Source organism: Blautia sp. An249, from assembly GCF_002159835.1.
GTDB lineage: Bacteria > Bacillota > Clostridia > Lachnospirales > Lachnospiraceae > Blautia_A > Blautia_A avistercoris.
In genome coordinates, this window is sequence record NZ_NFJL01000001.1 from 250,065 (window position 1) to 270,824 (window position 20,760).

22 protein-coding genes are annotated in these 20,760 nt (G+C 43.6%); 11 read left to right on the plus strand and 11 right to left on the minus strand.

The genetic code is table 11. From position 1 onward, the window contains the following. The first annotated feature begins 99 nt into the window (after nucleotides 1-99). The 4 genes from B5F53_RS01235 to B5F53_RS01250 are packed head-to-tail and all read left to right on the plus strand — an operon-like array spanning nucleotide 100 to nucleotide 6,617. Entirely contained in the window at nucleotides 100-2,574 is a 2,475-nt protein-coding gene (locus B5F53_RS01235; protein WP_087218532.1) for an Hsp70 family protein, read from the plus strand. Continuing rightward, nucleotides 2,567-5,224 carry an ATP-binding protein gene (locus B5F53_RS01240; RefSeq protein WP_087218535.1) on the plus strand — a complete coding sequence of 886 codons (2,658 nt, stop codon included), beginning with the start codon at nucleotides 2,567-2,569 and terminating at the stop codon, nucleotides 5,222-5,224. Before B5F53_RS01235 ends, B5F53_RS01240 begins: the two co-directional genes overlap by 8 nt. Beyond that, nucleotides 5,214-5,798 (plus strand): hypothetical protein, encoded by a 585-nt coding sequence (locus B5F53_RS01245; protein ID WP_087218538.1) that lies wholly within the window; start codon nucleotides 5,214-5,216, stop codon nucleotides 5,796-5,798. Before B5F53_RS01240 ends, B5F53_RS01245 begins: the two co-directional genes overlap by 11 nt. Before the next feature lie 18 nt (nucleotides 5,799-5,816). Further along, a complete protein-coding gene (locus tag B5F53_RS01250; protein WP_087218542.1) occupies nucleotides 5,817-6,617 on the plus strand; it encodes a tetratricopeptide repeat protein in 801 nt (266 codons plus the stop codon). 15 nt (nucleotides 6,618-6,632) lie between these two features. Here B5F53_RS01250 and B5F53_RS01255 read toward each other — a convergent pair whose 3' ends face one another. Further along, on the minus strand, nucleotides 6,633-8,066 hold the full coding sequence (locus tag B5F53_RS01255; protein WP_087218544.1) for a sensor histidine kinase: 1,434 nt from the start codon (nucleotides 8,064-8,066) through the stop codon (nucleotides 6,633-6,635). A gap of 197 nt (nucleotides 8,067-8,263) precedes the next feature. On the opposite strand from B5F53_RS01255, the gene B5F53_RS01260 reads away from it, so the two are divergent. Next, nucleotides 8,264-8,842 (plus strand): response regulator, encoded by a 579-nt coding sequence (locus B5F53_RS01260; protein ID WP_162610507.1) that lies wholly within the window; start codon nucleotides 8,264-8,266, stop codon nucleotides 8,840-8,842. A 76-nt stretch (nucleotides 8,843-8,918) separates the two neighbouring features. Here B5F53_RS01260 and B5F53_RS01265 read toward each other — a convergent pair whose 3' ends face one another. From B5F53_RS01265 to B5F53_RS01305, 9 genes are all read right to left on the minus strand, one after another. Next, nucleotides 8,919-9,611 carry an ABC transporter permease gene (locus B5F53_RS01265; RefSeq protein WP_087218550.1) on the minus strand — a complete coding sequence of 231 codons (693 nt, stop codon included), beginning with the start codon at nucleotides 9,609-9,611 and terminating at the stop codon, nucleotides 8,919-8,921. A gap of 1 nt (nucleotide 9,612) precedes the next feature. Beyond that, nucleotides 9,613-10,524, minus strand: coding sequence for an ABC transporter ATP-binding protein (locus B5F53_RS01270; protein ID WP_087218553.1), 912 nt, complete (start codon nucleotides 10,522-10,524; stop codon nucleotides 9,613-9,615). 75 nt (nucleotides 10,525-10,599) lie between these two features. Beyond that, a complete protein-coding gene (locus B5F53_RS01275) occupies nucleotides 10,600-11,520 on the minus strand; it encodes a sensor histidine kinase (RefSeq protein ID WP_087218556.1) in 921 nt (306 codons plus the stop codon). Beyond that, the gene (locus B5F53_RS01280; RefSeq protein ID WP_087218559.1) at nucleotides 11,521-12,216 is read right to left on the minus strand and encodes a response regulator transcription factor; all 696 of its coding nucleotides are present in this window, start codon (nucleotides 12,214-12,216) and stop codon (nucleotides 11,521-11,523) included. A 141-nt stretch (nucleotides 12,217-12,357) separates the two neighbouring features. Continuing rightward, nucleotides 12,358-12,963: a hypothetical protein gene (locus B5F53_RS01285; RefSeq protein WP_087218562.1), complete on the minus strand. Its 606-nt coding sequence runs from the start codon at nucleotides 12,961-12,963 to the stop codon at nucleotides 12,358-12,360. Nucleotides 12,964-12,982: 19 nt separating this feature from the next. Further along, entirely contained in the window at nucleotides 12,983-13,816 is an 834-nt protein-coding gene (locus tag B5F53_RS01290; RefSeq protein WP_087218565.1) for a hypothetical protein, read from the minus strand. Nucleotides 13,817-13,847: 31 nt separating this feature from the next. After that, a complete protein-coding gene (locus B5F53_RS01295; RefSeq protein WP_087218567.1) occupies nucleotides 13,848-14,567 on the minus strand; it encodes a LytR/AlgR family response regulator transcription factor in 720 nt (239 codons plus the stop codon). Between the two features lie 18 nt (nucleotides 14,568-14,585). After that, nucleotides 14,586-15,416 (minus strand): hypothetical protein, encoded by an 831-nt coding sequence (locus B5F53_RS01300; protein WP_087218570.1) that lies wholly within the window; start codon nucleotides 15,414-15,416, stop codon nucleotides 14,586-14,588. A 27-nt stretch (nucleotides 15,417-15,443) separates the two neighbouring features. Then, a complete protein-coding gene (locus B5F53_RS01305; protein WP_087218573.1) occupies nucleotides 15,444-16,283 on the minus strand; it encodes a sensor histidine kinase in 840 nt (279 codons plus the stop codon). Between the two features lie 370 nt (nucleotides 16,284-16,653). Here B5F53_RS01305 and B5F53_RS01310 point away from each other — a divergent pair, with 370 nt between their 5' ends. The 4 genes from B5F53_RS01310 to B5F53_RS01325 all read left to right on the plus strand — a co-directional run bounded on the left by B5F53_RS01310 (nucleotide 16,654) and on the right by B5F53_RS01325 (nucleotide 18,910). Next, nucleotides 16,654-16,917 (plus strand): type II toxin-antitoxin system prevent-host-death family antitoxin, encoded by a 264-nt coding sequence (locus tag B5F53_RS01310; RefSeq protein ID WP_087218576.1) that lies wholly within the window; start codon nucleotides 16,654-16,656, stop codon nucleotides 16,915-16,917. Next, the gene (locus B5F53_RS01315) at nucleotides 16,910-17,212 is read left to right on the plus strand and encodes a type II toxin-antitoxin system RelE/ParE family toxin (RefSeq protein ID WP_087218579.1); all 303 of its coding nucleotides are present in this window, start codon (nucleotides 16,910-16,912) and stop codon (nucleotides 17,210-17,212) included. Before B5F53_RS01310 ends, B5F53_RS01315 begins: the two co-directional genes overlap by 8 nt. A gap of 110 nt (nucleotides 17,213-17,322) precedes the next feature. Further along, on the plus strand, nucleotides 17,323-17,754 hold the full coding sequence (locus B5F53_RS01320; protein ID WP_087218582.1) for a LytR/AlgR family response regulator transcription factor: 432 nt from the start codon (nucleotides 17,323-17,325) through the stop codon (nucleotides 17,752-17,754). A 472-nt stretch (nucleotides 17,755-18,226) separates the two neighbouring features. After that, complete coding sequence (locus tag B5F53_RS01325) at nucleotides 18,227-18,910, plus strand: alpha/beta fold hydrolase (protein ID WP_087218585.1); 684 nt, start codon at nucleotides 18,227-18,229, stop codon at nucleotides 18,908-18,910. A 9-nt stretch (nucleotides 18,911-18,919) separates the two neighbouring features. Here B5F53_RS01325 and B5F53_RS01330 read toward each other — a convergent pair whose 3' ends face one another. After that, nucleotides 18,920-19,507, minus strand: coding sequence for an HD domain-containing protein (locus B5F53_RS01330; RefSeq protein ID WP_204246887.1), 588 nt, complete (start codon nucleotides 19,505-19,507; stop codon nucleotides 18,920-18,922). Between the two features lie 86 nt (nucleotides 19,508-19,593). On the opposite strand from B5F53_RS01330, the gene B5F53_RS01335 reads away from it, so the two are divergent. Together B5F53_RS01335 and B5F53_RS01340 are read left to right on the plus strand one after the other, a co-directional pair. Continuing rightward, on the plus strand, nucleotides 19,594-19,902 hold the full coding sequence (locus tag B5F53_RS01335) for an MGMT family protein (protein ID WP_087218588.1): 309 nt from the start codon (nucleotides 19,594-19,596) through the stop codon (nucleotides 19,900-19,902). A 92-nt stretch (nucleotides 19,903-19,994) separates the two neighbouring features. Next, nucleotides 19,995-20,744: a class I SAM-dependent methyltransferase gene (locus B5F53_RS01340; RefSeq protein WP_087218590.1), complete on the plus strand. Its 750-nt coding sequence runs from the start codon at nucleotides 19,995-19,997 to the stop codon at nucleotides 20,742-20,744. Nucleotides 20,745-20,760 lie beyond the last annotated feature (16 nt).

Here is a 20,760-nt window from a genome sequence, read left to right on the forward strand (position 1 = left end):
TATGCAAATTATATCATGTATTTATTCTGAACAGTTCCTATAAAATTTGGGAATTATCGAAATTTTTATTTGCTATAATCGAAGAAAGGAGAAATTAACATGATAAAGAGGATAATTGGAATTGATTTCGGAACAAGTACTTCTTTAATTAAAATAAAAAATTACGCAGAGGAAGAACCGGCAGATCAGAATCCTTCCTCTTCCCAGTATGTGGAATTTGACGGCCTGGCCATGGTCCCCACCTTAATACGGGTACAGGAAGGCAGTTTTTACTACGGATACGATGCACAGCCGGAGAGGGAGAATTCCCTGCTTTACAGTAATTTTAAAATGGATTTGGAAAGCCCGGATATGGAAAAACAGGAGAAGGCGAAAGATCTGACCCGGAAATTTCTCCGGTATCTCTACGGGCACTATGTGCAGCAGGAAATGTATTTTGGAAAGTATGATGAGGTACAGACCATTCTCAGCTATCCGGCCAAATGGAAAGAAGAAACCCGGGAATTTATGCTGGAAGCTGCAGGGGAAAGCGGATTTCCCAAGGTGAAAGGAATGGAGGAACCTACGGCGGCCCTGTATGCAGCTCTGGTGCAGGAGAGACAGCGGTTTGAGTCCTGGGAGGGGTTCTTCCAGGGAAAGCCTCTGAATATGCTGATGATTGATATGGGAGCAGGGACTACGGATTTGGCCTTGTGCCGCTATAAGCCGGGTGAGAGTAATGAGATTTTGCTTACCTGGCCGGAAGCCCAGTCCAGGCTTTTTTTCGGCGGAAATGAGATGGATGGGATTTTAAATGGGTATCTGTGCAGCTATTTAGAGGAAAACCCTATTCCCCCCACAGTTATAGAAAATTTTGCCGAAAAAAATCGGGAAAACTGTAAAGCCTGGAAAGAAGATATTGTATCGAAACTGCTGAAAGAGGATAAAGAAGTGACTTCCTGTCCCTTTATTTCCGGTATCTTTCAGCTCTGGAATATTATCCCTACGTCCTTTCCTCCTCTCGGGAGAAAAACACTGGAAGAGACGGCGGAAGATTATCTGAAAGTTTTTGCCAGGCTGATACAGGGAATTCTGAAGCAGGGAATAGAAAAAGGCATTTTGAAAAGTGAAGAAGAAATTGATTTCATCCTCCTGACAGGAGGACACAGTCAGTGGTATTTCGTGGAGGACATTCTGATGGATCGGATCCCATCCTGTCCCCCTTTAGGTCTTAAAAATATTCAGAAACACCCAAAGCGACTGCTTAAGATGTCCCGGCCGCAGGAAACCGTGGGCTGCGGACTGGTGTATTCTGTACAGTCTATTCAGGTCAGGAGAAATGTCAGAAGAACCGATTCTAAAAAAGCAGATTCCATAAAAGAGTTTTCTCAGGATTTAGCCCAGAGAGCGCAAAAAGGCGATCGGGAAGCGCAGTACTTCCTTGGAAAGGCGTATCAGTCAGGAGAACAGGTGATGTATAATCCGGCCGCAGCCCTCTATTGGTGGAGAGAGGCCGCCCAGATGGGACACCTGGACGCCATGTGGGAATATGGAAGAGCGCTGATACTGGAAGGAAACCGGGAAGAAGGGATTCAATGGATCTTCTATTCCGCAGAAGAGGGTCAGACAGACGCAGAAGTTTATCTGGCGTATCAGGAAGAGACCTATGAGAAAAGAAGATTCTGGAGCAGGAAATTACTGGAAGAAAAGGGCCCGGACATGGAGGCCCGGTATGTAACGGGATATTTTCAGCAGGAGGGAAAACTCAGAGAGTTATACCGCCCCGGCCGCTACGTTTTCTGTGAACTGGAAAACTTTATGGGGGAGAGCCTGTTTTATGGTTTAGGTGTGGAAAGAGATTATAAAAAAGCCTTCACCTATTTTGAAACTGCGGCCAAAGATCTTTCTGATATTTATAATACAGGAGCGCGGCAGGCAGGTTTGAACCTGGTTATGTGTTATCAGTGGGGAAAAGGCGTTTCGCCGGATCCCCTGCGGGCCAGAAGTATCTGTGGATTTCTGCAGACTTCCCTTCAGTTTCCCACAATCGGAAGCATGGTGGAAGCCTGGACTCTTCCCCAGGAGAGAAAACCGGCCTTTCTGGAAGAACGGGAGTTCAGGGAGCTGTTTTGCAGCCGGTTTCCCGGGGCTCTGGGGCAGATTCCCCGGCCGCTCCTTCAGCAGTTATCGAGAATTTATTCCTTTCAGGAGCCCGGGGAGCAGGTGTATCTTCTGCAGATGACTCACAGAAGAGAACAGCTGGTGGGAAGACCGTTTACTCTGTATACAGTTCTGACAGACCGAAAGGCCTTTTCTCTGATGATAAATGATACCGGGGGAGTGTATATGAAATGGTATTTCAGATATGAGGAAGCCGGAGAGTATTATGTGGAAGGCGGATTTATGAAGGCCATAGCCGTCCGGTTAAAGCCGGGCAGAAGGGAGAAAAATCTCCTTGTCTCAGAGTCGGGGACTATCGCCACAGGAATCCGGGAAACGTCCTGGCTGACGGCTCTTCAGTGGCTGACAGAGAGAGACGAATGGAAACATAAGAGAGGTAAATACAGGATACGGCAGGAGGTAAAAAATGAGTAATGTGACCAGGAAACTGCTATTTAGCGACTTATTTAAAGGAATTGAACTGGATCAGCTCCGGATTCCCAATACCCTTCAGGTTCCCGATGATTTCTATCAGAATCTTCTGGATTATTGTCTGGAGAGAAGTTATCTGAATCATATTTCCCAGTGGGATCAGTTTGCACAGATTCCCACGGCGCCTAAGATGGTAACCTGGCTGAAGATGGTGCGCCTCCCCGTCCATCCGGGAAATATCCAGGATTATGATCTGCTTTCCCGCTGGCAGGGAGTTCTCTCTTCTCTGCACGCCTGGGGACACCGGCTTTTGTTTCTTTTAAACCGGGTGCACGGAGAGACCAACCTCTATCTGGGGACCTGTTCTTTTCAGAAGAGCTTCAGTTCCCAGGACGCCATTGAGCAAATCCGGGAGGCGGCGGCAGGAAGTATGCCGGGGGTGGAACTTCATGCCATGGAGCCGGAAGAGACATATACGCAGATTCACTCAACCATGGCAAATTACAGGGCTCTGGGAGCGATTACGGGAATTCCCTCTTTCCGAAAAGATCAGAAGAAGGGCAGTCTTCAGACTCTGGACTCTCTGGCATTTGGAATCCGGGATTTGCAGGGCAGAGAGAAGGATTACGGGCTTTTGATTATTGCGGATCCCATGCCGGATGAGGAAGTGGCAGATACCATTCAGAAAATGCGGAGGCTGGGAAGTGAAATTCATAAAAACGTAAACCGCACTGTCACAGAAAACGAGTCTCAGGGAGAGTCCCAGAATAAGGAGGCGGCTCTGGGAGCTATGGCAGGAATTGCCGGCGGACTGCTGGGGGCCTGTATGGGAGTTTCCTTCCTGGCAGGCAGCAGCCTGATGCGGCTTATGAGTACAGGGGTAGGCGGTATGTTCGGATTAAATAAACAGATTTCCATGAATTTCTCCCGGGGAATTTCCACCCAGTATCTGGATAAATTTGCTCAGTATGCAGAGGAGCTTATAGATAAACATATTGAAAGGCTGAAAAAAGGCAGAAACCTGGGATTATGGAATACAGGGGTTTATCTTCTGGGAAATACCCGCAAAGACATCCATACAGTAGGCGGAATGCTCCGTTCCGTTTACTCCGGAGATGAAACCTACCTGGAGCCGATACGGATTCATACCCTGAAAAATCATTCAGGAGCCATGGAAATTGTAAAGAATCAACTGGATTTAATCCCCCTGGTGGACGCACAGGAAGCCCTGGAGTCCGGTTTTCAATACGAACAGGACTGGCATCTTTTCGGAAAGGCGTATCAGTATCTCAGTACCCCCATGAATACCGAAGAGCTTTCCCTGGCCTCCTCCCTTCCCAGGCGGGACGTGCCCGGCCTGCGGTTTGTGAAAACGGCAGTGCGGTTTGCCAATAATCCGGCGCCGCTGACCGGAGACGCCATCACCCTGGGAAAGGTGGTAGATACCGGAGTGGTGCAAAGCAATGATTATAAAATTGATCCCCATGCACTGGTTCGTCACGGACTGGTAACCGGCAGTACCGGATCCGGAAAATCAACCACCTGTAAAAATATCATCCGTGAGATTATGGATCGTAAGATTCCGGTGCTGATTATCGAACCGGCCAAAGACGATTATATCCGGTGGGCACTGGAGCAAAACAAAATCCTGCCCGAAGAACAGCAGTTTCAGATTTATATGCCGGGAACTTCGGAAATCGAAGGCGTCAGCCCCACACCCCTTCATCTGAACCCCTTTCAGCCGGGAGCGGTGGCAGGAGCGAAGATCGATTTAATGACCAGAGGGGAGAAACTGACCGCCCTGTTAAACGCCTCTCTTCCGGTCAGTGACATCCTGCCGGTAATCATTGATGAAACCGTATATCAGTATCTGTACCTGACTTACAGAAACGCCTTTCTTTCCGGTGAGATGGAACAGCCGCATACCTATCCGCGGCTGGAAGGATTAAAGACCGTGGCAAAAGAGGTATTAAGAATGCGCCGGTATGAACAGAAAGTTCAGGAAAACATCGGCGCGTCGCTGGAAACCCGGTTTAATTATCTGACCAGAGGATCCAGAGGGAAAATTCTGAATGTGGGAATCTCAACGCCCTGGGAAGATTTATTTGGCCGTCCGGCAGTAATTAACCTCAGCAGGATTACAAATGAAAAAGATCGGGCGCTGATTATGTCTGTACTGATGCTAAGTCTGTATGAGTACCGGATTTCGGCATATGAGTATGACAAAGCCTATCGGAAAGAAGCGCAGAAAAACAGACTTCTGCATTTAACCGTAGTGGAAGAGGCACACAATGTGCTGATGAAACCCCATGGGGATTACGGGGGAAGCGGAAATCCCCAGCAGGCAGTGGCAGATTTGTTCACCAATATGCTCTCGGAAATCCGCAGTTACGGGGAAGGATTACTGATTGTGGATCAGGTTCCCACCAGGCTGATCCCGGATGTAATTAAAAATACAAACTATAAAATCGTACACAGACTGACAGCTCCTGACGACTGTCAGGTAATGGCCTCCAGTCTGGCGCTGCGGGAGGAACAGAAATCACTGATAACGGCCCTGGGAATCGGCAACGCCATCGTATGCGGCGATATGGATGATGCGGCTGCCTGGGTAAAAATGAATCTGAGAAAGGAGAAAACACATGGGATTTGAATTAAGAAACGGGATTTTATATGACACAGGAATTGATGAAAGCTACCAGGATCTGATGACCGATCTGATGCCGGAAAACATGGAAATACAAAATGGAATTCTCTATGATACCAGCATTGATGAGATGTACAGCGATATTATGTCAGAAATGCCCGCAGAAGGATTTGAACTGCGCAACGGAATTCTCTATGATACAGGAATTGACCAGCTCTATAATGAGATTATCGTAGAAGTACCTCCGGTTATTGAACAGATGGCAGAGATAAATGAAATAAACAGAGCCAATGGTATTTTTCCGCCCCTTTATGACGGGTTTGTAAGTAATCCCTACTACGATCCGGGCTGGTCGGCGGGGAGTTTCGCCGTGATGGACGCAGTAAATGATATGATGACCATGGATCCGGTAAAATATACCATGGACTCCGTGGATACAGCGGCCGATTTACAGGCAGATTTTGAGTTTAACAGCAGCATGGCAGACAGTTACTTCCAGGATGGAATGTCGGGAATGTCAGATATGTATCGCTCCAGGGCCATCAGCGCTGCAGAAGAGCTGGAAAACGGAGACTATTAATCACAGGGGGAAGAAACAATGAATGCAGAAGCAGCTTTTGAAAAGGGAATGGAACTTTTTGAATCCGCCGGAAAGAAAAAGATCACCAAAGAAGCAGCAGAATACTTTCTGGAGGCAGCCAGGGCAGGAAATCCGAAGGCGATGTATTACTATGGTCTCTATTGTGAATTGCACATGATAGATTTCGACAAAGAGGAGACGCCGGCGCAGTTCTGGCTGAAACAGGCGGCCGATCAGGGAGAAACGGAAGCACAGTTTCAGTTAGGCTACTATTATGAGAGAGATTTAAACCGGATACTGCTCCAGGAGGGACAGGAAGCGGTAAGAACGTTTCTGATGAACTGGGATGACAGTCCGGAGTGGATTATCTGCCGGACCAATATGGAAGAATATAAGTATAAAGCTCTGGAATATTATAAAAAAGCCGCCGAAAAAGGCCACGTAAGAGCCTGCTTTAATCTGGGACTGATCTACGAACGGGGCATTGGCCCGGAAGGAAGTAACAGAGACAGGAAAGCCGCTGAAGAATTGTATCAGAAAGCCGCAGAAAAAGGGCATCCCTTCGCTTTGTGCAGGTTGGCCTACTGTTATCTCTGCGGCGGAGAAACTGTTGAAAAAGACGAAAAGGAAGCGGTACGCCTTTATAAACAGGCGGCGGAAAAAGGAAGCAGGGAAGCAAAATTCCGACTGGGACTGTGTTATGAAAAGGGACTGGGCGTTGAGAAAGACGAAGAGAAAGCCATAGAGTATTACCAGGCTGCCGGAAACCACATCCCCTGGTGGGCAAAAGAAGCCAGAAAAAAAGCAGAGAAAAAATGACGGCGTTACAGGCCGTCATTTTCCATGAAGCTTCTTTTTGCCGCTGTTATCTCCGGAGGGAAAGACCAGGGTAAAGGCAGTCCCGGTTTTGGGATTGCTGGAGGCGGTAATGCGCCCTCCGTGTTTCGTCATCACATTTTTACAGTAATACAGCCCCAGTCCCATATGGTTATCCATGGTTTTGGTGGTGTAATATGGAGAGAAAAGCAAATCTTTCTGCTCAGGAGAAAAGCCGTATCCCTGATCCCGGATAGTAATTGACAGCTCATTTTTATGCGAATTTTGGGCACAGGAAACCTGAATAACGCCGGAAAATTCCATTGCTTCCGCAGCATTAAAAAACAGGTTGCTGAGGACTTCTTCTGTCTGGATTTTGTCACAGAATACCTTCACATCTTTTGGAAAATCAAACCGGATTTGAATTTTTGAAAAAAGGTGCCGGATATTTTTAGCAGGAGAAGCAATTAAATCCATGAGAAGATACTCCTCCGGTTCCGGCTGTATCTCTTCCGAATATTTACTGATTTTATTTAAGTACTCCCGTAAATAGCTGCAGGAGGAGAGAATCATATTGGTATATTGTTTCTCCTCGTTTTCCAGTGTTTCATTTAAGTGGGAGGTACACCATTCAATTTTTATGAGTTCATTTTTAACCGTATGACGGATAAACTGAATATTCTTATTAATCGCCCGGCTTTCCGAATCCCAGTCGTAGGCCTCATGTTTCAGCCGATTGCCTAAAATACCGCCCCGGAAAGCATGGTAGAAATAGAATCCGATAATGAGAAAGACGATTACAAAGTTTAACTGCCACAATTTCGTCAGATTCTCAAGCCGCAGTAATTGTACCGGAAGGACCGTCATCAGAGTGAACCACAGAGGCGTTAAAACTAAAACGGCAATTAAAAGTTTCTGGCGGAAGTAGCTCTGAAAACGCTCCTTGATCAGGGTTCGTACCATGAAAAAAGTCAGAACACAGCCCGACAGCAGGTTGTAGAAACTTATCAGCCCGTAATAAAAAGAGTCATTAAGCTGATAATACCGTGTCTGGGTAAAGGGATACCGAATTCCCAGTATCAGCGCCGGTAAAAAGGTAAGGGCACAGAGCCATGGGAAGAACCGGGGATGTTTCTGATCCACGTGGCAGTAATAATATCCCAGTATCAACGAAATCGGCATGGCGAAATAGTAGGGAATTGCCGTTAAAATTGAATAGAGCGTCAGCGCCGTCTCCTGATTCAGCAGACCGGGCCAGTTTTCCATAAGGAAGGGAAAGAAAAAGTGATACAGATATTCTTTAAAAACGCCGATACTGAAACACATCCCGCTGAAAAAACACCACTGGTTGAGTTTGTTTTTCCGATTTCCCATATAGATCATAAAGAATAAAAACCATATGGCTAAAGTGAAGAGCAGCAGGATTTCCCCCGGCATACTTTTAGAAAACAAAAATATTCCCCCCTTCAGAATCTTATTTCTCTATTATAAGATCCGCCGATAAAAAGGAAAAGGAGGGAAAAAGGTATTTTTCCCAAAAAATATAGGAATACAATTGGAATAAAGTAATATATAATAAGTTCAGTGACTTTTGACAGATACTACGGGAACAAAGAAGGAGACTGTCTGAGAGAAAGGATGTACAAAGCGTGATTACCGTTTACCTGGTGGAAGACGATAAAGATTTTTGCCTGCTGATCCAGCGAACCATAGAGAAAGCAGAAGATATGGAATTTTTAGGATGTACAAACCATCCTGAGACAGCGCTGGAACAGGTAGAGGAACTGAAACCCGATGTTGTGCTGGTTGATCTGTGTCTGGACGGGGAAAGCCTGGAAGGAATCGAGACCGCCAGAAAAATACGTCTTTCCTCAGATGCGAAAGTGCTGATTCTGACAGGATATGAGGATATGAACACCGTATCGGAAGCCTGTTTCAGAAGTTTTGCGTCAGAATATATTTTTAAAAAGGATTTTCTGTATTTGACCGATCGGATTCGCGCCTCGGCCACAGGAATCACATCCTCAGAAATTCTGATTTTCTCCCTGATTGTCAACAGACTGACGCCGTCCGAAAAATCTCAGTTATATAAAATATTAGGAAAAGATATACAACTGATGTCTTCTCCGAAGACACAGGCCAATCAAAAAAGCCAGCTCTTAAAACGGCTGGGACTTTCTGACAGCAGAGAGATCATACATCTGTTTAAAAACATACCCATCAGCTAAACACCCTCTTGTGAAAACGCTCACAGGAGGGTGTTGTTTTAATCAGGATTCTTTTGCCGTTGTCCGGCAGAAATCATCAATATAATTCTGGTACTTTCTTTTTGAAGATAGACAAAATAACTACAAGAGTAACGATAGCAATTAAAAGAATTTGCAGTAGGGACTCCTGATAGGTTGCATTTTTACTGATTATAGCTTGCCGAAACACAATGACAATCAGGGAAGTAACGATGGTTGCAGGAACAGATTTTCGGATCATGCCAATAATGAACGGCCATAGCGATAATACCGCGCATACAATCACAGCAGTGATTGCCATTGGTATCCATGTATGAAGCATTGAGATTTGAAATGTCCCCTCCAGCATATCCCAATATTGATCCGCCAACACAATATAACTACTGCAGCAAATATATCCGATTGCCATTGAAATCGCTGTATAACCCATAATGATTGCCAATTTACCGATCATCAATTTTATCCGGTTCAAAGGGTAGGAAAACATAATGGTAATGGTTCCCTGATTATATTCTCCAATGACCAGCCGTGCAGTTAAAACCGATGAATATACAAGAAAAATAAATGACATCAGCAGGCCAATAACAAGGTATGTGCTTTCAAAAGTGTCTTTGGTCTGTTCCGGGTCTGTCACGCTATCCCATAAAGAGATTGTGATAAAAAGGATACTGAAAAGGATTGCGGCAAACGTAAAGATAATATTTCGTGCAATCCCAAATTTTTTTGACTCTAATTTCATCAGGTGAGCCATCTTATTTTCCCTCCTCTGTAAGCTGGAAAAAGAAATCTTCCAGTGTGTCTTGTTTGCGGCCAATGCTCTCCAAACCAACACCATTCTCAATGAGGGCTTTTGACAGGGCTTTGCCCGAAACATCAGAATCATAAATACGGATAAGCTCTTTATCCAGAACGCAGAAGTTCTTCATGCCCATGTTTTCGAGTAATGCGGCAGCACGGGTCACATCGTCAACCTGCAAGCTGATATAATCCGTTTGATGCTTGTGAATTTCTTCAATCGGCAATTCTGTTAAGAGTTTTCCATGTCGAATAATCCCAATCGTATCAGCAAGAAGATCCACTTCGGACAGAATGTGGCTGGAAATAAAAATGGTTGTTCCATCTCTCTGATTTAGCTGCTGAAAGAGGGTTCGCATCTCACGAATACCATCAGGATCTAAAGCATTGATCGGTTCATCTAAAATCAAAAATTCTGGTCTTGCCAGGATAGCCCTTGCAATAGCCAGTCGTTGTTTCATGCCCAATGAGTAATGGCGGACTTGTTTTCCCTCGACATTCTGCAATTCAACCAAATGCAAAACTTCGTCAATCCGTTCCTTGTTGGGGAAGCCCATATATTCGCAATGCAACTCTAAGTTTTGGCGGGCAGTCATTTTGTCGTAAAAGTATGGGTTTTCGATGATTGAACCAACCTTTTTAAATATTTCGTAGCTGTGATCGGTAACTTTTTCGCCAAAAAGCTGAACCTCTCCGGCGTCTGGATGGAGCAGGTTCAAAATCATTTTCATAACCGTGCTTTTTCCTGCACCGTTTGGGCCAACAAAGCCATAGATTGCCCCTTTCTGTATGTGGATATTTACATCATCTACAACGATATTTCTCTTGTAAGCCTTTCGTAAGCCTACGGTTTCCATGATATAGTCCATTTTGTGTGCCTCCTATTATGGTTGCTATTATACAAAATGGATTTCACTTTTCTCTGCCGTAAATCTAACGATTTTCTAACTTTTCAAGATGATTGAGAAAATAGTTCGCTCATTTTGTATGCTATAAACTTCTAATTCTGCTCCAATTTGTGCAGCCAGACGTTTTGAAATTGCAAGGCCCAAACCGCTGCCGGATGTTTTTCGGGCTGTTGTATAATTTCTTGTGAAAATCTGCTTTTGCTGCTGTAGTGACATTCCAGTTCCGTGATCTTCTATTTCAATTATGCTTTTTCCTTTTGATGTGGTGAGCCGTAAAGAAATATATTTTCCGTCACCGCCGTGTCTAATAGCATTGTCTATCAGATTTTTCAAAATACGTTGTAATGCCTCATGATCTGTGCAGGCATAAACCGGTGTATCTGGCATCTGAATATCAACCTCAAATTGTTTTTGCTCAAGCAAATCATAATAGTCCAAAATTGTGTCATGGCAAAGTCTTGAAATATTTTCCTTTTTCAGTTGAATAGGGAGATCGCCGGAAGTTATTTTAGACATTGTAAAATAATCATTGATTGTCAGGATTAAATCATCGGCCTTTCGGGCTATTTTATCAGCCATAACATGAACATTTTCGGGCATGGCGGGATCGTTTGTTATGCTGGAAAGCATTTCGCTATTTCCTTTCAGGACGGTAAGCGGGGTGCGGATGTCGTGAGAGATGTTTGTTAGAACCTGCGCCATCGCCTTTTGGCTCTGCTCGAATTCAACCCTTTTTGTATAAAAATCTTGAAGTAAGGTATTCAGTACGGCACCTAATTTTTTGATACTATCATAATCCGTAGGTATAAGCACAAAGCCATTTTCAGAAGTAATTGACAGAGAAGTAAGTCTGTCGGTGATATAGTTAATCTCTCGTTCTAACTTTTTGTGTTGTATCCGCTGCCAAATCAAGATAAGCAACAGAACAAATGAAAGAATTGCAAACAGAAGCCACATCTATTTGTCCTCCATTTTGTAGCCGATACCCCATAGGGTTTTAATATAGACTGTTGTATCTTCCGCATTATTCTTCAATTTCAAACGCAGGCGATTGATATGTGTATTAACCACATTTTCATTTCCAAAATATGGTTCCTTCCAAACGATTTCGTACAGCCGTTCTTTTGAGTATGCCTGTCCCGGATGGCTTGCCAAAAGGTGTAAGATTTCAAATTCTATGGGTGTCAAATCTATGGGTGTTCCTTTGCGTGTTACTGTATGGCTGATTGTATCAATTTCTATGCCCTTGATTTTGAGAATTGAATTTTTGTCCGGCAATGGCTGATAAGTTTTTGCCCGCCTGATATTGGCCTTTATTCTTGCAGCAAGTTCAATTAAAGAAAAAGGCTTTACCACATAATCATCAGCCCCCAAATTCAATCCCAATGATTTGTCGGTATCATTGTCTTTTGCTGTAATGATGATGATTGGAATATTACTGGACTGGCGGATGGTTTTTATAATCTCCATTCCACTCATATCTGGCAGCATGAGATCAATCAAGGCAAGAGAATATTCGTCATAGTCCGCGATTGTTTGAATAGCTGTTGTACCATCACGAAAGGCTGTTACTTCAAATTCTCCTGATAAATAGTCTTTTACCATACATCTGATTTCTCCATCATCTTCAATCAGTATAATTTTATTTTCCATTGAGAGGTCTCCTTTCCAATATCATCCATTATATTTCTTCGTCTCGAAGATTACAAGGTGGAAGATACTGATTGGGAGGAAGGCAGCTAATTCCTGCTTTCTATTCAATTAAAGAATAGGTATTTGATTCCGAAAACAGAATTAGGCGGAAGTCTGTGAGGGCATTGGCCCGAAGGAGCTGATTCCAGAGACATGAAGGCCGTCCTCCAGATACAGGGAAAGTTCTTCAGCGTCTCCTCTTTTAAAATGGAAGAAAGTCTCCGCTCCTTCTGTCTGTGTCCATCCGGCAGAAGTAAGAAGCTGTAAAGCAAAGTCCCTTTCGCTTCCGTAGGAAATCCCCTCCAGAGTATAATCACAGTCTCCGTCTATACTGATGAAAGTGACAATTTCTTCCCGGGCTTCAAAGGTTACAGCTCCGTTGCTGTATCCAAGAGAGCCGTCCGTACAGCCTATATCCTGCATGTTGTCAAAGTCTGTCAGAACGGCAGAAATAGGCTGTCCCATGTAAGTATTCAGTTCAACAGATGCTGCGGCTTCCCTTTCTTCAGTGGGAGTAACGGACACATCTGCCCCGGAAACAGGCTCTGTTTTTGAAGTTTCCGGGGAAATTATTTCTGCTTCCGTCGTTTCTTCTGGAGAAGCAGTCCTTTCTTCGTTTACATAGGGCTGGGAGTAATCCGGTTTTCCGCATCCGGAAAAGAGAAGAGTCCCAACCGCGAATATCATCAAATATCGTTCCTTTTTCATGCTTCTTTCCTCCATTTAATCAGGATTCTTTTTCTAAGAGTGTTTGAATATAAGCTTTGCTTTCCTCATACTTTTGGTTTTCCAGAAGGAAGGCGAGGGCCTGAAAGTGATTGCCAATATCATGGTTCCACCTGCGTAACTGCTGATACTCTTTTTCCAGTTCTCTGGAATTGGCGAGCTGCTCCTCAATCAGAAGTTTCTGACTTTTTAACTGCTGACGGTGAAACTCATGCTGATGAATCCGTACTAATCCTCGGTGGAGAAGATAGTAAGAAAGCAGAAAGGGAGGTAATATTCCCCAAAGGGGGATTTTTGTCAGGGTAATAACAGTCTGAGTGAGGACGCAGAAAAGTGCGGGCACACCAATGAGAAGCAGTGCAATTCCGTCAATATATTCCAACAGCCTTTTTAAAAGAGGTCGAAGTAACCGAAGTATCAGGGTTGCGGTAATTGCGGTAGTCAGAAAATACACGAAAGCCTGAGGTCCATTGATGGAAAAGGGTAAAACAAAGTGTCCGCTTTGTATGGATAAAATCAAACAGGGAGTGGTGGATCCCACAACTTCGCAAAGCATCATGGATAAATAAAACAGGATGTAACAGGAAATCCGTTTCTGCAGAGGATCTTTAAACAGAAACAGGATGGGAAGCAGGATAATAATCCAATGGAAAAGATGGATTTTATCATAAATAAAAAACATGAGTATAATATCCGGCGACATCATAAGGACGCAGAGCCAGTAAGTGGTTCTCTTACTTCGGATAGGAGTTAAGAGATAGCAGTAGGTGTTCGCGATTAAGAAAAAGACAAAGTAAGTTACTTCCAGTACATGAGAGAGAATAACCAGGTTCATTTTTCAGCTCCTTTCCATAAAAAGCGGGTAGTCAGGAATTGGGATCGATTGCCGTTCTGGCAAATGCCTTTTTAAATTCTTCATAATGGGTGCGTCCCATAGGAATGGTGCAGCCATTAAATAATGTAATTTCTTCCCGGTTGAACGTGCTGACAGCCTTCAGATTTACCAGGAAGCTTCTGTGGCATAAAAGAAAGCAGGAAGAAAGCTGTTCTTTCAGTACCTGAAGAGACAAAGAGGTGGTATAGGGCTCCTCTCTGGAACGGGTATATACGGAAGTCGTCCGGAGGTTTCGTTCCATATACAGGATGTCATTTTGCCGTATTCTGCAAAGCTGCTTCTTCTGACTGAAAGTAAGATACTGGTGTTTTAGCAGGGCCAGTTTTTTAATGGCTGCATCCAGAGCTTTGGGCAGATAAGTATCCATCTGTTCTTTATTAATGAAATAAATATGCTCCGTTTCATAGACGCTGGAGACATACTCCAGATACTGACTGATAAAGATAATCTGGGTGTCAGGAGAAAGCTGATTAATGGCATGGGCAATCTGGATTCCGTTTTCCTTTTCGTGTTCCAGTTCAATATCCATGAAGACAATATCGTAGGAATTTTCCTCTGCGTAAGAGGCCTTAAAATCCTCCATGGATGCAAAAACCGTCAGTTCATAGGGGATTTGAACAGAGGCTTTTAATTTATCTTTCAGAATACGGGTATGTACCGAATCATCTTCAAACATAGCAATTTTTAACATGGCAGTTCTCCTTTATGATTAAAATTCTTTTTCTAAAAGTTCCCGGATATAAGACTTTCCTTCTTCGTACTTCTGACTTTCCAGCAAAAAAGCGAGAGCCTGAAAATGGTTGCCAATATCGTGATTCCACCGGCGTAACTGCTGATATTCCTTTTCCAGTTCCCTGGAATAAGAAAGCTGCCCCTCAATTAAGAGTTTCTGGCTTTTTAACTGCTGACGGTGAAATTCATACTGATGAATCCGTATCAGGCCCCGGTGGAGAAGATAGTATGAAAATAAAAAGACCGGAAAGATGAACCAGGCAGGGAGACGGGCCAGCGTAATCAAAGAATGAGAGAGCAGACAGGAAATAACGGGCAGACCGATTAGAATTAATGCAATTCCGTCAATGTATTCCAGCAGTCTTTCTAAAAGCGGAGCAAGACGTGGAAGAAGCAGAGAGGAAAAGACTACAATAGAAAATAAATACAGGCAGGACTGAAATGCATTTAATGAAAAAGGCGCCGTAAAATGCCCGCTTTGTACAGAAAGAACGAAGCAGCAGATGATTGCTCCTGCAATTTCGCAAAGCAGCATAGAGAAATAAAGAAGGACATAGCAGGAAATCCGTTTCTCCATAGGATCGGAAAATAAAAACACCAGAGGAAGCAGGATAATCACCCAATGAAAAAGATGGATCTTTTCGTAATTCAGCGCCATAAGTACAGCATCGGGCAACATGAAAAGGACAGAAAGCCAGAAAGTAGTCTTCCTGCTTCTGACAGGAGCTAAGAGATAACAGTAAAAACCGGCCAGGATAAAAATAAAGTATAGGATTTCCAGTACATGACAGAGAATAATCAGATTCATTTTTCCAGCTCCTTTGTATCGTTTCCCTTATTCAGGAAGTTTCAGCATAATCAGAGAATCGAAGGTATCTCCCTGATCCTTCCATTCACAGGAACCATCATAATTCTGTACGATTTCTTCAATAATCGAAAGTCCGAATCCATGAGAAAAAGAATCCCCCTTTGTGGTGTGCCGGGAGAATTTCTCACTGTCAGACTTGGAATTTATCATGTGAATCATAAAAAAGTTCTGATGCTTTTTCGATGAAACCCGTATGAAAGACCCCGGACGGTTCAAACGCAGACAGGATTCAATTCCGTTGTCCAGTAAATTAAAGAAAATAGCATTTAAGGAAGAAGAAAAGTCTTCCAGATTTTCCGGAAGAAAAATCTGATAATCCACCTGGATCTGATGCTCTTTGGCGAATTCCCTTTTACTGTCCAATACAGCGCTGATTAAACTGTCAGAGCAGCAGGGCCGAAAACGAACGGACTGAAAATCTCTGGCTATGCGGGTAAAATATTTCTTTGCCTCTTCCGGATTGTCCTTTTCCAGGCAGTCCTGCAGATGAGAAAGCTGATGAATAACGTCCTTATGAAACTGAAGCGACTCCATTTCTTTTTTCTGAATGCTCTGTCTCTGGCGTTTTTGCAGTTCCTGCTGCTGCTTCAGCACAGAGATTTCTGTTTCCAGTTTGACATTTTTAATGATTTCACGAACCAGGATTAGAAAAGATGCGGCCAGCAAAGTGATTACCGCAGACATGATGAAAAAAGAATAATTGATTAAAGGATTGTCAGGGGCGTATTTGGTGAAATAAAGCATCCATATAATGCCGATCTGATAAAGAAAAAAACTGATAAAAAAGAAAGCCCTCTTTTGTTTCATAGAAAATTCCCCCTCAAATAATATAACCCTTATTATAATCAATTGAAAACAGGACTGCAAGAAGCAGATGGAGGACAGGGATGTTATTTATGACAATAAACTGGCAGTTGGTGGAGAAAGAAATAATTTTAAAGGAGAAATGAATCAAATACAAAACAGCAAAAGAGGGAGAGACCTACTATTTATACGGTAAAAGCTTTCTCCGGGGACATATAAAGAATATGACAGGAAGAAAAGGCATGGCTTACTATGGTTCTGCAGGCGTGATTGTCTGCGATGGATATTCCGCTCATAAATAAAATCTTATTCGATGACTTGTGATTGTAGCATAATTGTGCTACAATCATAAAAAAGGAAAGGGGAAAGATTTATGCCGCTTATTTTACCAATCAGGGATCTGCGTAAAACAGCAGAGATTTCGGAATTAGCTCATAAAGAACAGCAGCCTATTTTCATAACAAAAAACGGATACAGTGATCTAGTGGTAATGAGTGCAGAACTTTATGATAAATTTGCCAGAGAAAACCGCATTGATCAGGCTATTTATGAAGCGGAAAAAGAGCTTGCTGAAGGTGGTGAAAGCATTGAGCTGAATGATGCGTTTGAAAGGTTAAATAAGAAATATTATGGATGAATATAAAGTAAAATTAACCCCCAGAGCATACAGGGACATTGAAGATATTTTTACTTATATTGCAGTAGAGAAAATGGCAGAAGAGAACGCAGGAGAACAAACCTATCGGATATGGAGAGCGCTGGAAAAACTTAAGTTTTTTCCGGCCTCCCATCAGGATAGGATAGTAGGAAGATATGCAAGTCAGGGATACAAGCAATTGCTAATTGATAATTATGTGGCAATTTTTAGAATTGACAAAGACAGAAAAACAGTATATGTAATTACCGTTCAATATCAGGGAAGAAATGTATAAGGAAATACCATTCATTCATTACAAAAACCCGGCAATTGGTGCACAAATCTTGAAGCCGCCGAGGGAGGAGGATAAAATAGAGGCATCTGAAATATAAGGGGTATGGGATCATGGATGGACTTTTATTATACGAAGTAAATGAGTGCGGATACCCGGACGGGTGTTGGAAAATACAAAAGACAAAATCCTTTTGCATCAGTGAAATTCTGGAGAACCAGGAGACAGAGGACAGCATTACAGTTTTTATAAGGAGAACCGGCTATAAGATCGCCTGCAGGGAGATTCTTTACGCAGAAAGTAATAAACGGCAGGTAAAGATTGTGACCGGGGAGAAAGAGTATACCGTATATATGAAGATGGATCAGTTGGAACAGCAGCTTCCGGATTACTTTCTCAGAACCAATAAAAGCTATCTGGTGAATATGAATAGGATTGAATCATTCTCCGGCGAAGAAGTGGTATTGAAAAATGGAATTTCTATTTCCGTCAGCCGTTCTCACTGTAAGGAGGCGAGAAGAAAGTTTCGGGAATATTGGAAATAACGAAGAAGACAGGATAAGAAGGAATCTGGAAAGTTCCGTATCTTATCCTGCTTTTTATGTAATAGGAAATTCCGTTGGATTTCCTATTACATAAAAAACGCTCCGTTGTGGATGCGGCCAGATGCATATGGAATTTGACTGCCTGCGGCAGTCTGCATCTGGCGCGTAAAGAGTACAAGTCCCTCATGAGTGAGGGATAGGGGGAGTTGAAAAGGACTTGTCCTCTTTGTTTCCGCTTTCTGCTATTATCATTTTACTCAGAATGAGATTCTTCCAGAAATCTGGGGTATACATAAATTTATGAAATCCCTTCTTTTTGAATGAAGATAAATGTTGTATAATCAGTTTAATATGCGCAGAATAATTCTGAATTCAAAGATGCTTCCTTTCTCTTTTTGTTGTTGACAGAGGAAAAGGAATGGCTTCTTAAGAAAGGAACTTTCGGCAGCAATAGCGATTGGAGGATGCCAGGATGACGCAGCTTTATTATAAAGAAAAAGGCCAGGGAGAGCCGTTGATTCTTCTTCACGGAAACGGGGAAAACCATGAATATTTCAGAAATCAGATAGAGTATTTTTCCAAATCCTACAGGGTCATTGCTCTGGATACCCGGGGACACGGGAAGTCGCCGCGGGGAGACGAACCCTTTACCATCCGGCAGTTTGCGGAAGATCTGAGGGAGTTTATGGATGAAAAAAAGATAGAAAAAGCAATTTTACTGGGGTTTTCTGACGGAGGAAACATTGCCCTGATTTTTGCTCTGCGGTATCCTCAGAGGGTAAGCAGGCTGATTTTAAACGGAGCGAATCTGTATGGATCAGGGGTGCGGCCCTCTGTCCAGATTCCGATCATTTTAGGCTATCATATAGCCCGGCTGTTTGCCGGACACAGTCTTAAGGCCAGAAGAAATGCAGAAATGCTGAGACTGATGGTGAAAGATCCGGATATTAAGCCGGAGGAATTAAAGGCGGTTGCCATAAAAACGCTGGTGATTGTGGGGACAAAGGACATGATAAAAGCACAGCATACCGCACTGATAAAAGAGAATCTTCCCAATGCCAGTCTGCGGATCCTTTCCGGAGATCATTTTATTGCAGCGAAAAATCCAAAGAAATTTAATCAGGCTGTTGAGGAATTCCTGAAACAGCCTGACTGATAACAAAACTCAGGAAAGACGGTCAAGTTCTTCCTGTACAGAAGTCTCACAGGAGCGCATGGCCAGAATGGTTTTCTCAAAGAGTTCATTTAACTCCCAGCCCAGCATTTCGGCGCCCTGGCGGATAATATCCCGGGAACATCCGGCGGCGAAACGTTTGTCTTTGAACTTCTTTTTCAGGCTGGAAACCTCCATATCCTGACAGCTTTTAGAAGGACGCATCTTAGCGGCGGCTCCGATTAATCCCGTTAATTCATCGGAGGCGAAGAGCACTTTTTCCATAAGATGTTCCGGTTTTACCTGGCTGCAGATGCCGTAACCGTGGGAACAGACGGCATGGATCAGATCATCTCCGGCCTGTGCCTCTTTTAAGAGTTCTTCCGCTTTGACGCAGTGCTGATCGGGATATTGTTCAAAGTCGATGTCGTGGAGAAGGCCGGCCATTCCCCAGAAATCTGCGTCTTCTTCATATCCCAGTTCTTTGGCATACCAGCGCATAACGCCTTCTACCGTCAGGGCGTGAAGAAGGTGAAAGGGTTCCTGATTGTATTTTTGAAGGAGCCGGACAGCCTCTTCTCTTGTCAGATTTGCGTTCATAATAAATCCCCCTTATGTTATTTGAATAGAATATTTCACAAAAGACATTATACTGCAAAAAAACAAAAGTGGAAAGAGGAAGACCAATGAAAAAAGTATTAGATGAAGACCTGATTTATGAAATTCTCTCTGTGGTCGAGGAGATTCCAGAAGGAAAAGTGGCTACTTACGGCCAGATTGCCCGGCTGATTGGGAGGGAGAAAAACGCCCGTCTTGTGGGGAAAGTTCTCAGCATGGCTCAGTATTATGGGGAATATCCCTGTCACAGAGTGGTCAATCATTCCGGACGTCTGGCGCCCGGATGGAGAGAGCAGGGACTTTTGCTGCAGGAAGAAGGGGTTGCCCTGAAGGATGCGGATCATGTGGATTTGAAGAATTATCAGTGGGATTGGTAAAATTTTATCAGATTTTATCCCCCACGGGGGCTTGTGCGGGATTTGGGGGTACGTTAAGATAAGGGAAAGAAAACGAAAGATGGAGTCGGATTATGAGACAAGAAGAAATCAATCAGCACTGGTCAGAAGATGCGGGGAATTACAGCCGGATCATCGATGATGAACTGGAAAGCTACAGACCCGCTTTATGGAGAGAACAGATAGAAAAAGTCTGTCAGAAGAAAGAAATGAAGATTCTGGACGCCGGCTGCGGCCCGGGATTTTTTTCCATTATTTTAAGCCAGGCCGGACATCAGGTAACAGGTGTGGACGGTGCGGCGGAAATGGTACGACAGGCCAGAAAAAAAGCCAAAAGCTACGGTGTTCATCCGGTCTTTCTGGAAATGGACTGCAATGATCTGCAGTTTCCGGATAATACCTTTGATCTGGTCATCAGCAGAAATGTAACCCATACTCTATTGGATCATTCACGGGTTTACGGAGAGTGGAAACGGGTTTTAAAGCCGGGCGGGAAACTGCTGATATTTGATGCAAACTGGCATTTGACGGAACCGGGAGCGCCCTTATATCAGGAATACCGAAAACGGTTTCAGAAATGTATTTTACAGTATGGAGACGCCTATGGGGAAGAGGATATGGTACTGGAAGAAGAACCGGAAGTTTCCGGCTCCCATGTGTTGGGACACCTGGTAAGACCCCAGTGGGACCAGGGGATTCTGGAGGAGCTAGGATACCGGAAGATTCAGTATAAGACAGATATATCCAGAGAACTCTGGGATGATAAGGAAAAACTGATTTACGGGGCGACGCCCATGTTTATGATTCAGGCGACAAAACAGTAAAGGCAGGATAAATAAA

Excerpts from the sequence above, each read along its gene's own strand:
- B5F53_RS01235 (WP_087218532.1), top strand. The coding sequence starts at position 100 with ATGATAAAGAGGATAATTGGAATTGATTTCGGAACAAGTACTTCTTTA.
- B5F53_RS01240 (WP_087218535.1), top strand. The coding sequence starts at position 2,567 with ATGAGTAATGTGACCAGGAAACTGCTATTTAGCGACTTATTTAAAGGA.
- B5F53_RS01245 (WP_087218538.1), top strand. The coding sequence starts at position 5,214 with ATGGGATTTGAATTAAGAAACGGGATTTTATATGACACAGGAATTGAT.
- B5F53_RS01250 (WP_087218542.1), top strand. The coding sequence starts at position 5,817 with ATGAATGCAGAAGCAGCTTTTGAAAAGGGAATGGAACTTTTTGAATCC.
- B5F53_RS01265 (WP_087218550.1), bottom strand. The coding sequence starts at position 9,611 with ATGGCTCACCTGATGAAATTAGAGTCAAAAAAATTTGGGATTGCACGA.
- B5F53_RS01270 (WP_087218553.1), bottom strand. The coding sequence starts at position 10,524 with ATGGACTATATCATGGAAACCGTAGGCTTACGAAAGGCTTACAAGAGA.
- B5F53_RS01275 (WP_087218556.1), bottom strand. The coding sequence starts at position 11,520 with ATGTGGCTTCTGTTTGCAATTCTTTCATTTGTTCTGTTGCTTATCTTG.
- B5F53_RS01280 (WP_087218559.1), bottom strand. The coding sequence starts at position 12,216 with ATGGAAAATAAAATTATACTGATTGAAGATGATGGAGAAATCAGATGT.
- B5F53_RS01285 (WP_087218562.1), bottom strand. The coding sequence starts at position 12,963 with ATGAAAAAGGAACGATATTTGATGATATTCGCGGTTGGGACTCTTCTC.
- B5F53_RS01290 (WP_087218565.1), bottom strand. The coding sequence starts at position 13,816 with ATGAACCTGGTTATTCTCTCTCATGTACTGGAAGTAACTTACTTTGTC.
- B5F53_RS01295 (WP_087218567.1), bottom strand. The coding sequence starts at position 14,567 with ATGTTAAAAATTGCTATGTTTGAAGATGATTCGGTACATACCCGTATT.
- B5F53_RS01300 (WP_087218570.1), bottom strand. The coding sequence starts at position 15,416 with ATGAATCTGATTATTCTCTGTCATGTACTGGAAATCCTATACTTTATT.
- B5F53_RS01305 (WP_087218573.1), bottom strand. The coding sequence starts at position 16,283 with ATGAAACAAAAGAGGGCTTTCTTTTTTATCAGTTTTTTTCTTTATCAG.
- B5F53_RS01310 (WP_087218576.1), top strand. The coding sequence starts at position 16,654 with ATGCCGCTTATTTTACCAATCAGGGATCTGCGTAAAACAGCAGAGATT.
- B5F53_RS01315 (WP_087218579.1), top strand. The coding sequence starts at position 16,910 with ATGGATGAATATAAAGTAAAATTAACCCCCAGAGCATACAGGGACATT.
- B5F53_RS01320 (WP_087218582.1), top strand. The coding sequence starts at position 17,323 with ATGGATGGACTTTTATTATACGAAGTAAATGAGTGCGGATACCCGGAC.
- B5F53_RS01325 (WP_087218585.1), top strand. The coding sequence starts at position 18,227 with ATGACGCAGCTTTATTATAAAGAAAAAGGCCAGGGAGAGCCGTTGATT.
- B5F53_RS01330 (WP_204246887.1), bottom strand. The coding sequence starts at position 19,507 with ATGAACGCAAATCTGACAAGAGAAGAGGCTGTCCGGCTCCTTCAAAAA.
- B5F53_RS01335 (WP_087218588.1), top strand. The coding sequence starts at position 19,594 with ATGAAAAAAGTATTAGATGAAGACCTGATTTATGAAATTCTCTCTGTG.
- B5F53_RS01340 (WP_087218590.1), top strand. The coding sequence starts at position 19,995 with ATGAGACAAGAAGAAATCAATCAGCACTGGTCAGAAGATGCGGGGAAT.